This window comes from Olsenella sp. An293 (assembly GCF_002159495.1).
Taxonomy (GTDB): Bacteria; Actinomycetota; Coriobacteriia; order Coriobacteriales; family Atopobiaceae; genus Thermophilibacter.
Genome location: NZ_NFIT01000010.1, coordinates 40,249 through 51,843, shown reverse-complemented (window position 1 = coordinate 51,843; position 11,595 = coordinate 40,249). Strand labels below are relative to the sequence as shown.

8 protein-coding genes are annotated in these 11,595 nt (G+C 70.2%); all 8 read right to left on the bottom strand.

Annotation, left to right across the window (positions count from 1 at the left end):
- Positions 1 to 73: 73 nt before the first annotated feature.
- The 8 genes from B5F85_RS07630 to B5F85_RS07595 all read right to left on the bottom strand — a co-directional run bounded on the left by B5F85_RS07630 (position 74) and on the right by B5F85_RS07595 (position 11,490).
- Entirely contained in the window at positions 74 to 598 is a 525-nt protein-coding gene (locus B5F85_RS07630; protein WP_087315998.1) for a CinA family protein, read from the bottom strand.
- 2 nt (positions 599 to 600) lie between these two features.
- Positions 601 to 1,194 carry a CDP-diacylglycerol--glycerol-3-phosphate 3-phosphatidyltransferase gene (gene pgsA, locus B5F85_RS07625; protein WP_204204680.1) on the bottom strand — a complete coding sequence of 198 codons (594 nt, stop codon included), beginning with the start codon at positions 1,192 to 1,194 and terminating at the stop codon, positions 601 to 603.
- Between the two features lies 1 nt (position 1,195).
- Positions 1,196 to 2,458, bottom strand: coding sequence for a 30S ribosomal protein S12 methylthiotransferase RimO (rimO, locus tag B5F85_RS07620; protein ID WP_239386785.1), 1,263 nt, complete (start codon positions 2,456 to 2,458; stop codon positions 1,196 to 1,198).
- Between the two features lie 71 nt (positions 2,459 to 2,529).
- Entirely contained in the window at positions 2,530 to 3,027 is a 498-nt protein-coding gene (locus tag B5F85_RS07615; protein WP_087315994.1) for a YajQ family cyclic di-GMP-binding protein, read from the bottom strand.
- Between the two features lie 23 nt (positions 3,028 to 3,050).
- Positions 3,051 to 4,706 carry a RodZ domain-containing protein gene (locus B5F85_RS07610; protein ID WP_087315992.1) on the bottom strand — a complete coding sequence of 552 codons (1,656 nt, stop codon included), beginning with the start codon at positions 4,704 to 4,706 and terminating at the stop codon, positions 3,051 to 3,053.
- A gap of 1 nt (position 4,707) precedes the next feature.
- Positions 4,708 to 7,230, bottom strand: a complete 2,523-nt coding sequence (locus tag B5F85_RS07605) for a DNA translocase FtsK (protein WP_087315990.1) — start codon at positions 7,228 to 7,230, stop codon at positions 4,708 to 4,710.
- A gap of 4 nt (positions 7,231 to 7,234) precedes the next feature.
- Positions 7,235 to 8,899, bottom strand: coding sequence for a ribonuclease J (locus B5F85_RS07600; protein WP_087315988.1), 1,665 nt, complete (start codon positions 8,897 to 8,899; stop codon positions 7,235 to 7,237).
- A gap of 350 nt (positions 8,900 to 9,249) precedes the next feature.
- Entirely contained in the window at positions 9,250 to 11,490 is a 2,241-nt protein-coding gene (locus B5F85_RS07595) for a polyribonucleotide nucleotidyltransferase (protein ID WP_087315986.1), read from the bottom strand.
- Positions 11,491 to 11,595: the final 105 nt, after the last annotated feature.

Sequence of the window (11,595 nt, the reverse complement as noted above, 5' to 3'; positions counted from 1 at the left end):
ACTTCCCCGTTCGGAGAAGCCCCACGTACCGGGGCTCGGGAGGGGCGCCCCTCACCCAGCCCCAGGGCCGCGCCTACAAGCGCTCCTCCACAACACCTTCACGAAGCAGGGCCACGGCCTCGCGCGCGGCGGCGCGACGGACGGCCGCGCGGTCGCCCTCCAGGGCAAGAAGCGCGCTGCGCTCCCCCGCCGGGCCCGAGAGTCCCAGCCACACCGTGCCCACGGGCTTGCCGGGCTCCTCCCCTCCCGGGCCGGCGATGCCGGTCACCGAGACGGCGAGGTCGCAGCCGAGCACGAAGCGGGCGCCGCGCGCCATCTGCTCGGCGCACTCGGGCGAGACCGCGCCGCGCGCGGGGTCCTCGAACACCTCGTCGGCCACGCCCAGGACGGCGCGCTTGACGTCGATCGCGTAGCTCACCACGCCGCCGCGCACCACGTCCGAGGAGCCGGGCACGGCCGTCAGGCAGCCGCACACGAGGCCTCCCGTGCACGACTCGGCGGTACCGAGCGTAAGCCCCCGCCCGCGGGCGAGCTCGAGCAGCTCGGCGCAGGCGTCATAGAGCTCGGGGTCGTCCGAGAAGATCTCGCGCTCGGCCACGGCTACCTCCCAAAGACGACGTGACGGGCGTTCCAGAAGTACTGCACGCCGGAGACCACGGTGAGCACCACGGCGGCGATCATGAGCGCCCAGGAGACAAAGCCGATCTGGGTCCCAAAGTCGACGAGGCCGACCGCGTACAGCGCAAAGGCGAGGTAGTAGCCGCACAGCGACACCATCGTGACGGCGGTCTTGGCCTTGCCGAGGCTGTCGGCGGCGATGACCTCGCCGGTGGACGCCGCGACCATGCGCAGCGCGCTCACGAGAAACTCGCGCACGAGGATCACGAAGACCACCCACACGGCCACCTCGCCGCGGTCGAGCAGCATGAGCAGGGCCGAGAAGACCAGGAGCTTGTCGGCGATGGGATCGAGGAACTTGCCGAAGTCGGTGATCTCGTCGCGGGAGCGGGCGAGGTAGCCGTCGACCTTGTCCGTGAGGGACAGGGTCACGTAGATGACGAAGGCGGCCACGGAAAGCGGGGCGTCGACCGGGCCGTCGGCGAGGGCCGCCACGACCATGAAGACCGGGATGAACGCGATCCTCACGCAGGTCACGATGTTAGCAGGGGTCCAGACGCTCTTCTCGCCCGCCATGTCAGTCGTCCTCCTTCACGAGCTCGCCGGTCATCTCGTAGCAAAACGAGTCGACGAGGTCGACGGTCACGATGTCTCCCACCGAGGCCTCGCCCTCGGCGATGTGGACGGCGCCGTCGGAGTCGGGCGCCTGGAACCAGGCGTGCCCGATGAGCTCGGGGCCGTCCGGGCCCTCCTCCACGCCGTCGACGATCACGCGGACGCGCTCGCCCACGTGGGCGGCCGTCGCGGCAAAGCCGAGCTGCTCGGTGAGGTCGATGAGGCGCTGGGTGCGCTCGAGCTTGACCTCCTCGGGCACCTGGCCGTCCATGCGGGCGGCGGCGGTGCCGTCCTCCTGGGAGTAGGCGAAGACGGAGCAGTAGTCGAACTCCTGCTCGGCGATGAAGTCGTAGAGCTCGTCCGCCTCCTCGTCCGTCTCGCCGGGAAATCCCGCCATGCCCGTGGTGCGCAGCACCATGCCGGGGATCTCGGCGCGCAGGCGCGCGAAGAGGGCGCGGAGCTCCTCGGCCGAGCCGGGGCGGCCCATGGCCTTGAGCACGCGCGCGGAGCAGTGCTGGATGGGGATGTCGATGTAGGGCAGCACCTCGGGGACATCGCGGATCGTGGCGATGAGCTCGTCGGTCATGCCCTCGGGCTGCAGGTAGAGCACGCGCACCCAGCCGCCGTAGGGCCGCACGGCCTCGGCGACGCGGCGCAGCAGCGCGGCGAGCGTCTCGCCCTCGCCGAGGTCGCAGCCCCACACGCCGGTGTCCTGGCCGATGAGCACGACCTCACGGACGCCGCCCTCCATGAGCGCGCGCACCTCGGAGACGACCTCGTCGGCCGGGCGCGAGTGGTAGCGCCCGCGGATGTAAGGGATCGCGCAGAAGGTGCAGAAGCGGTCGCACCCCTCGGAGATCTTCACGAAGGCGCTCGCGCCCTCGATGGTGCGCAGCGTCCCCTCGGCGGCCGCCCGCGGAGCCTCGGCGCCGAGGACCTCGCACACCACGCCGACGATGCCGTCCTCGTCCTCGGCGCGCACGAAGGCGGCGACCTCGGGGAGCTCGGAGGCGAGCTCGTCGCCGTAGCGCGAGGGCACGCAGCCGCACATCACGATGGGGCAGGCGCGCACGCCCTCGCTGCGCTCCTCGGCAATCTGGAGCGTGGCCTCGACGGACTCCTCCGTCGCGGAGGCGAGAAACGAGCAGGTGTTGACGATCGCGACGTCCGCCTCGGCGGCGTCGGCGACCTCCTCGAAGCCCGCGGAGAGCAGAAGCGCCCTCATGCGGTCGGAGTCGACCTCGTTCTTGGCGCAGCCAAGCGTGACGAGCAGAAAGCGCACGGCATCCCCCTTTGCTAGCGATAGTTGACGAACTGCAGGGGCTGGCCGTAGTCGCGGTCCCTGAGCGCGGAGATGACGGACTGCAGGACGTCCTTGGAGGCCGAGCTCACGCGGAGCTTGTCGCCCTCGACGGTGGCCTTGGCCTTGAGCTTGAGGTCGCGGATGTCCTTGGCGATCTTCTTGGCCGTGTCCTGGTCGATGCCCTGGACCACGGTGCCGCTCTGACGCACGCTCATGCCCGAGGCGGCGATGGGGTCGGACCAGCGCACCGCCGTGAGGTCGACGCCGCGCTTCACGAGCTTGGACCCCAGGATGTCGCGCACCTGGGAGGCCACGAACTCGGAGGGCGCAGAGATCTTGAGGACGCCCTCCTTCTTGGAGAGCTCAAGGGTGGCGCCGGTGCCCTTGAGGTCGTAGCGCTGGGTGAGCTCGCGCGCCGCCTGCTGGCAGGCGTTGTCGACCTCCTGCATGTCGACGACGGACACCACGTCGAAGCTGGATTCCTTGGCCATGTGAAACTCCTTTCGCGGGCGGCCTAGAGGCCGTCCGTCCCTGTCTGCCCGGCGGGGTCGGCCGACGCGTCGGCGCCGGTGCCGGCGCCCTCCCCGTCCTCCGCGCCCTCGGGACGCGGGGTCCCCTTGATCGTCACGCTCTCGACGCCGCCGGCGGAGGACGTGAAGTCGACGCGCTCGCCGTTCTTGGTGACCTTGACCACGGAGGGGTCGCCCACCTGGACCGTGATCGAGTCATAGACCGTGAACTCCTGGGACCACGGCCCGGTCATGCCGTCGGCGACGACGCTCTCGCCGTCGCAGACGATCTCGAGCCAGGAGTAGCCGCCGCTCGCGAGCTCCACGCTCACGACCGTCTCCTCGGGCTCCGCGTCCGCGGAGGGGTCGGCGGGGTCCTCGCCGTCGGTCTCGCCGTCCGTCGCCTCGCCTTCGGTCTCGCCGTCCGTCGCCTCGCCGTCGGGCGTCTCGTCGCCCGCGGCGTCGTCACCGGAGGCGTCGTCGGCGCCGTCGCCTGCCGTCGCATCGCCCGCAGGCGTGGTCGCGTCGTCTGCGGCGTCACCCTGCGTGGCGTTGCTCACCTCGACGGTCTGGCCGCCCGTCGTCTCCTGGCCGCCGCGCACGCACGAGCCCACGGAGAAGATCAAGATGGCGGTGATCAGCGCGGTGGCAACGATCACGATCGCGAACAGCGCGCGGCGCGGGTCCGAGAAGAACCCCTCGACGGCGCCGAGGGCGCCCCCGCGCGTGGGCGGGCGGACGCCGCGGACCTGGCGCTGGGGACCCGCGGAGCGCCTGCGGACGTTGGGGCGCTCCACCTGGGCGATGTTTCGAGAGGAGCGGCGGCCCGAGATGGTCGAGGCCGGCGCGTAGGGGTTGGCGCGGTCGTCGTAGCGCAGGTCGTCGACGTACTCGCTCGGGCTCACGCGGCGCGTGCTCACGTCGTCGCGGCGGTAGAGCCGGTTCGAGCGCACCTGGGAGCGCCCGTCGTAGGCGCGCTCCGGGGAGCGCTGGCCCTCGCTGATCAGGCGGCCGGCCTGGTCGTCGGGGCGGCGCCTGCGCTCGACGGCGCGGCGGCGCGAGGGGCCCTGCGGCCCGCGGTCCCGCTCGCCGGCGCTGTTGTAGGGACGACGGCGCTCGCCCTCGCGCGTCCACGCGAGCTCGCTTTCGCGGGAGGACGAGTACGACGAGCGGGTGCCCGGCGCCGCGGCCCCCATGCCCACGAGCGGCACCGAGGAGCGCGAGCGCACCGGCGCCGTGGTGGCGAAGTAGCCCATGTCGCCCGCGGGGCCGCCCGAGGTCGGGAGCAGCGGGCGGTACTCGACGTAGGCCTTGGGCCGCGAGCCCACCTCGTTGACGAGGTCGTAGCCCGAGACGCCGCGCCCGGCCTGCGTGTCGCGCGTGCGGCGCCTGAGCTCGTGCGACGCCGTGCCGGTGCGGTGGACGTAGAGGTCCTCCTGGAAGAGGTCCACGATCTCGCGGGCGTTGAGGCCGAGGTAGCGGGCGTAGCTCGAGAGCATGCCCTGGGCGTAGCCGCTCTGGGGCAGGTGGTCGTAGTCGCCCTCCTCGAAGGCGATGAGCACGTCCTCGCGCAGCTTCAAGATCTTGGACGCCTGGGAGATGGAGAGGCCGAGCTCGTGCCTGCGCGTCACGAGCGCCTCGCTGAAACGCGGACGTGCCATGTCACTCAACCTCCCGATACGCGGCTTCCTGCACCTTCAGGTCCTCCAGACCGTCCTTGTCGAGAAGGACCTCGCGCGGCTTGGAGCCGTTGGCCGGCCCCACGACGCCCTTGGCCTCGAGCATGTCCATGATCCTGCCCGCGCGGGCGTAGCCCACGGAGAGCGCGCGCTGCAGGCTCGAGGTGGAGCCGAGCTGCGACTCCACGACGATGCGCGCCGCTTCCCACACGAGCGGGTCGTCGTCCTTGGCCGCGCCCGGATCGCCGGGGGCGCCCGGGGCGTTGGGGACCACCGCGGTCAGGATGTCCTCATGGTAGTCGGCCGTGACCTGGGTGCGCACGAACTCGACGGTCTGCTCGATCTCCTCGTCGGAGACCCAGCAGCCCTGGGCGCGCCGCGGCTTCTTGCCGCGGAGCTTGACGAGCATGTCTCCCCTGCCGAGGAGCTGCTCGGCGCCCTTCTGGTCGAGGATGATGCGCGAGTTGATGGAGTTGTCGACGGAGAGCGCCACGCGGTTGTCGATGTTGGCGCGGATAAGGCCGGTCACGACGTCTGCCGAGGGACGCTGGGTGGCCACGATCAGGTGGATTCCGGCGGCGCGGCCCAGCTGCGCGATGCGCACGATCGAGGACTCCACGTCCTTGCCGGCGACCATCATGAGGTCGGCGAGCTCGTCGATCACGATGACGAAGTAGGGCATGTGCTTCGGGGGGTTCTCCATCTCGTCATACTTGCCCCCGTCGACGTTGCCGTTGTAGGTCTTGATGTCGCGGACCTTGTAGTGCTCGAAGACCTTGAGGCGCCGCTCCATCTCGGTCACGCCCCACTGAAGCGCGCTCGCCGCCTGGCGCGGCTCGGTGACCACGGGAACGTAGAGGTGCGGCAGGCCCGCGTAGCCCGTGAACTCGACGCGCTTGGGGTCGACCATGATCAGGCGCACCTGCTCGGGGGTGGCGCGCATGAGCATGGACATGATGATGGCGTTGAGCAGGACCGACTTGCCCGAGCCCGTGGTGCCGGCGACGAGCAGGTGCGGCAGCCCCGCGAGGTCGACCACGATCGGCTTGCCCTCGGAGTCGCGGCCAAAGGCGCAGTCGAGCGGGCCGCCCTTGGCGAAAGGAAGCACGTCGGAGAGATAGACCGGCTGGGGCTTGTCGTTGGGGATCTCGATGCCCACCAGGGAGGTCCCCGGGATGGGCGCGAAGATGCGCACGGACTTGGCCGCGAGCGACAGCGCGATGTCGTCCTCGAGGTTGACGATCTTGTTGACGCGCTCGCCCTCGCCCATCGAGATCTTGAACGTGGTGACCGAGGGGCCGGCGATCCAGCCCTCGACGCGCGAGCTCAGGCCAAACTCCTCGAGGGTGCCCTGGAGCTTGGCCGCCGTGGCTGCGAGCTCCTCGTCGTTGGCGAAGGTGCCGTCGAACTGGTCGTTCTTGCGCAGGATGGAGAGCGGCGGGAGCTTGTAGGACTCGTCACCGTCGCCGGGCCGGGTGATGGTCTGCGGGGCGGGCGCGGCCTTGGCGGCCTTCTCGCCCTTCTCGGCCTTGGCGGCCTTGGCGTTCTTCTCGGCCTTGGCGCCCTTGGCGCGCTTGCCGGCGCGCCTCTCGGGGCGCAGGAACGAGGGGACCTCGCCGTGGGCCTCGGAGGGCGCCGGGGCATCGTCGGCAAAGAGCGGCGCGGGGCGCGGGGCGCGGTCGAGCAGCGTGGTCGCAGGCTCCTGAACGTCGTCGGAGAGCAGCTTGGCGCGACTGCGCTTGAGCACGGTGGTCTTACGGTCGCCGATGAACGACGTGGTGCCCTCGCCCGTCTCGTCGAACAGCGACGCCTGCGGCCCCTGGGCGGCGCCGGGGACGAACGACTCGTCCGCGGCGGCGTCGATGATCGCCTGGGCGCGGCGCTCCTCGACGCGGGCGCGGTGGTCGTCGGCCAGGGCGCGGGCGCGCTCGCGCGCCGAGGTGACGAGCCCCGAGATGGAAAAGCCGCACACCACGACGCCCGCGAGGACGCACCCCACGAGCACGACGTTGCCCACCACGGGGCCGAGCAGGGCGAGCAGGGCGTAGGCGATCGCGCCGCCCACGTAGCCGCCCGCGAGCTCGGCCGGCTCGGGCTGCAGGACCGTGCCCGGGTCCTCGGCGGCGCCGGGGCAGTTGAGCGAGAGCATGGCGAGGACGGCGAGAAGGACGAGCGCGAGCCCCGCCGCGATGCGGCCGGAGACCGGGCGGTCGCCGCCCACGAAGAAGGTCATCGCGAAGGCGAAGAGCGCCACCGGCACGAGCAGCGCGCCCGCGCCGAAGGAGAGCGCGAGGAAGTCGTGGACCGCGCTCGTGACCACGGCCGAGGACGGCACGACCACGGCGACGAGCATCGCCACGGCCACCACCGCCAGGACCACGCCGAGGATGTCGGACTGGGCGTTGCCGAGAGCCACGGCGCCGCCGGACGCGCGGGACTGCGCGCGGGCGGGCCGCTTGGCGCCGGAGCGCCCCTTGGCTGCGTTTGTGCTGCGTTTTGCGGGCATCTGCCTAGACCTCCATCACGACCGGGATGATCATCGGCCGCGTGTGCGTCCTGTTCCAGAGCTGGTTGGAGAGCGCGTTGCGCACGCCGCGGCGCAGCGCGTCGATGTTGACGCCGCCGGAGGAGGTGAGCTTGGCCACCTGCGTGCGCACGAGCTCCTGCGCCTCGCTCAGGAGCACGTCGTCGGTGGAGGTGGCCACGCCGCGCGTGGAGACCTCGACGGCCTCGACCGCGCCGCGGCGCTTGGAGATGATGACGGTGCAGGTGACCACGCCGTCCTGGGCGAGCTTCTGGCGGTCGCGCAGGACCACGGGGTTGGCCTCGGTGACGGTGCCGCCGTCGACGTAGACCACGCCGGACTCGACGGCGCGCCCGCGGCGGACCTTGTGCTTGACCATCTCGAGCGAGTCGCCGTTGTCCAGGACAAAGACGTGGCTCGCGGGCACGCCCATCTGCACGCCGAGCTCGGCGTGGGCGCGCAGGTGCTGGGCCTCGCCGTGCACGGGCATGAAGTAGCGCGGCTTGGCCATGGCGAGCATGAGCTTGAGCTCCTCGGCGCTCGCGTGGCCGGAGACGTGGACGAGACCCTTGCTCTTGTCGTAGATCTCGCAGCCGACCTTGGAGAGCGAGTTGACGATCGCCTGGACGCTCTTCTCGTTGCCGGGGATGGGCGTGGCCGAGATGATCACCGTGTCGGTGTTGTGGATGGAGAGCGACTTGTGCTCGCCGTTGGCCATGCGCGCAAGCGCCGAGAGCGGCTCGCCCTGGCTGCCGGTGCACAGCACCACGATCTTCTCGTCCGGGATGCGGTCGACGTCGTAGGCGTCGATGATGTTCTCCTCGTCGATCTTGAGGTAGCCGAGCTCGCGGGCGACCTTGGTGTTGGTCACCATGGAGCGGCCGGTCACGACGACCTTGCGGCCCACGGCCACGGAGGCGTCGCAGATCTGCTGGAGGCGGTGGATGTGGCTCGAGAACGCCGCCACGAAGACGCGGCCCGGGGCGTTCTTGATGACGTGGCGCAGGTCGCGGCCCACCGCGGCCTCGGACGGCGTGAAGCCCGGGCGGCAGGCGTTGGTGGAGTCGGAGAGCAGAAGGTCCACGCCCGAGGCGCCGAACTTGTTGATGGCCTGGTAGTTGGGGCGCTGGCCGTCGATGGGCGTCTGGTCGAACTTGAAGTCGCCGGTGTGCATGACGGTGCCCGCCGGCGTGGACATGAACACGCCAAAAGCCGCCGGGATGGAGTGCGTCATCGAGAAGAACGTGATGGTGAAGGCGCCGAGCGTGATCGTGGAGCCGTCGCTCACCTCGCGGAACTTGGGCGAGCGGATGTTGTGCTCGGCAAGCTTGCCCTGGATGAAGCCAAGCGTGAGCTTGCTCGAGTAGATGGGCACCTTGCGGGTGAGGTCGGCCAGCAGGTACGGCAGGGCGCCGGTGTGGTCCTCGTGGCCGTGCGTGATGATGATGCCGCGGAGCTTCTCCTCGTTCTCCAGGACGTAGGTGTAGTCGGGCAGGATGAGGTCGATGCCGGGCTGTCCCTCGTCGGGGAACATCAGGCCCGCGTCAACGAGGACCATGTCGTCGCCGTACTCGAAGGCGGTCATGTTCTTGCCGATGCCGTCGAGGCCTCCGAGGGGGATGATCTTGAGCGCTATGTCCTTCTTTGGCATTCCCGAGTGGTTCCTTTCGCGCGCGTTTGGTCAGGTATATCAGACGACCCCGAGGGTCGCTCCAATTCGCATACGGATTGATTCTACCCGAGAAGAACGCGCCGTCCGGATGTTCCACGATGGCTTCACGGGACGCGGGCGGGACGGGGGCGCGGTGGTGGCGCGGCGGCGGACCCAAATCCGGATTTGGGTCCGCGCCCAGAAGAGCCGCCAAGCAAAACAACCAGTTCGAAGGCCTCGCCGACAGACGGGGCCGCCCCCGGCGCTCCGAAAGGAAGTTCCCCGAAGTGCACTTCCTGGGGGAGCGCCGGGGGCGGCCCGAGCTGCGTCAGAGTATGGAGCCTGAAGCCCTACGCCCCGTGGTGACGGCGCGGACGCGGACGGTCGTCGCCGCCCTCGCCCTTGTCGCCGGGACGACGGCGCGGGCCGCGGTGCTCGCGGCGCGGACGCCCGGCATCCCCGTCCTTCTCGCCGTGCGGGCGGCCGGAGCCGGCCGGGGCCTCGGGCTTGTCGATGCGGTCGAGGCTGATCTTGCCCTTCTCGTCGACCTCGAGGACGCGGACCTTGACCTCGTCGCCGATGTTGAGGACGTCCTCGACCTTGTCCACGCGACCCTGCGCCACGCGGGAGATGTGGAGCAGGCCGTCCTTGCCGGGCAGCAGCTCGACGAAGGCGCCGAAGGGCTGGATGCCCACGACGCGGCCGGTGTACTCCTCGCCGACCTCGGGGACCTTGACGATGGCCTTGATGCGCTCGGCCGCCGCGTCGCCCGCGCCGCCGACGCCCGCGATGAAGACGGTGCCGTCCTCCTGGATGTCGATGGTGGCGCCGGTGTCCTCCTGGATGCCGCGAATGACCTTGCCGCCGGAGCCGATGACGTCGCGGATCTTGTCCGTGGGGATGGTGAGGGAGATGATCTGGGGCGCGGAGTCCTTGGTGTTCTCGCGCACGCCGGGCACCGCGTCGAGCATGGCGTCGAGGATGAACATGCGGCCCTCGTGCGCCTGCATGAGCGCGGAGCGCAGGATCTCGGGCGTGAGGCCGGTGGCCTTGTTGTCCATCTGCATGGCGGTGATGCCCTTGGTGGTGCCGGTCACCTTGAAGTCCATGTCGCCGAGGAAGTCCTCGAGGCCCTGGATGTCGGTGAGGACGACGGTCTTGCCCTCCTCCTGGATCAGTCCCATGGCCACGCCGGAGACCGGGCGCTTGATGGGCACGCCGGCGTCCATGAGCGCGAGCGTAGAGCCGCAGGTGGAGCCCATCGAGGACGAGCCGTTGGACTCCATGACCTCGGAGACCACGCGGATGGTGTAGGGGAACTCCTCCTCGGAGGGGATCACCGGGAGCAGGGCGCGCTCGGCGAGGTTGCCGTGGCCGATCTCGCGGCGCTTGGGGCTGCCCATGCGGCCGGTCTCGCCGGTGCAGAACGGCGGGAAGTTGTAGTGGTGCATGTAGCGCTTGCCATCGACGGGCTCGATGGTGTCGAGGCGCTGCCACTCGTTGAGCATGCCGAGGGTGCAGATGGAGAGCACCTGCGTCTGGCCGCGCTGGAAGAGGCCGGAGCCGTGGACGCGGGGCAGGTAGTCGCCCTTGACCATGAGCGGGCGCACCTCGGTGGGCGTGCGGCCGTCGACGCGCTCGCCGGTCTCGACGACCATCAGGCGCATCGCGTGCTTCTCGAGGGCCTTGAGCTCCACGGGGATGGCGCGGCTCCACTCGGCGCGCTCCTCGTCGGTGAACTCGGCCTTGATGGACTCCTTGAGGGCCTCGACCTTGCCGATGCGGGAGAGCTTGTCGGCGTCCTTGAGGGCGGCCTCCATCTCGTCGTAGTGGGCGAAGACGCGGTCGTGGACCTCGGGGATGGGCTCGTCGAGGATGTACTCGCGCGGGACGATGGGGCCGTTGGCCTCCTCGACCTTGGCGAAGAACTTCTTCTGCTCCTCGCAGAAGGCGGCGATGGCCTCCTGGCCAAAGGCCATGGCGGCGAGCATGTCCTCCTCGGAGATCTCCTCGGCGCCGGCCTCGAGCATGGAGATGAAGTCGCAGGAGCCGCCGAGCTCGAGGTCGAGGTCGGAGTTGTCGCGCTCCTCGTAGGTGGGGTTCACGATGAACTCGTGGGTGTCGCGGTCGCGGCCGATGCGCACGCAGGCGAGCGGGCCCTCGAAGGGCACGCCGCCGACGGTGAGGGCGGCGGAGGCGGCCATCACGCAGATGGTGTCGACGGGGTTGATCTGGTCGGCCACGAGGGTGGTGGCCACGACCTGGACCTCGTTGCGGAACCCGGCCGGGAAGCTCGGGCGCAGCGGGCGGTCGATCATGCGGGCCGTGAGGGTGGCCTTCTCGGACGGGCGCGCCTCGCGCTTGAGGTAGCCGCCGGGGATGCGGCCCACGGCGTACATCTTCTCGATGAAGTCGACCGTGAGCGGGAAGAAGTCGTAGTCCTTGCGCTCCTTGGAGACCACCGCGGTGAGAAGGACCGTGGAGTCGCCCGCCTTCACGAGGCAGGCGCCGGTGGCCTGCTTGGCAAGCTCGCCGGTCTCGAGGACGTAGTGCTTGCCGTAGAGGTCGAACTCGTGCGTAACCTTTGCCATTTCTTTTCCCTTATCTCCGCCTGCCCCATTGCAGGCGGGCCGTCTTGGCGGCCGCGCCTGCGACCGCCGCCCGCTCCGTGCGGGCTAAACCAAAAGAGGGGGCAC

Bases quoted from the DNA above. Each gene is read 5' to 3' on its own strand.
- pgsA (WP_204204680.1), bottom strand. From the start codon at position 1,194: ATGGCGGGCGAGAAGAGCGTCTGGACCCCTGCTAACATCGTGACCTGC.
- B5F85_RS07595 (WP_087315986.1), bottom strand. From the start codon at position 11,490: ATGGCAAAGGTTACGCACGAGTTCGACCTCTACGGCAAGCACTACGTC.
- B5F85_RS07600 (WP_087315988.1), bottom strand. From the start codon at position 8,899: ATGCCAAAGAAGGACATAGCGCTCAAGATCATCCCCCTCGGAGGCCTC.
- B5F85_RS07605 (WP_087315990.1), bottom strand. From the start codon at position 7,230: ATGCCCGCAAAACGCAGCACAAACGCAGCCAAGGGGCGCTCCGGCGCC.
- B5F85_RS07610 (WP_087315992.1), bottom strand. From the start codon at position 4,706: ATGGCACGTCCGCGTTTCAGCGAGGCGCTCGTGACGCGCAGGCACGAG.
- B5F85_RS07615 (WP_087315994.1), bottom strand. From the start codon at position 3,027: ATGGCCAAGGAATCCAGCTTCGACGTGGTGTCCGTCGTCGACATGCAG.
- rimO (WP_239386785.1), bottom strand. From the start codon at position 2,458: ATGAGGGCGCTTCTGCTCTCCGCGGGCTTCGAGGAGGTCGCCGACGCC.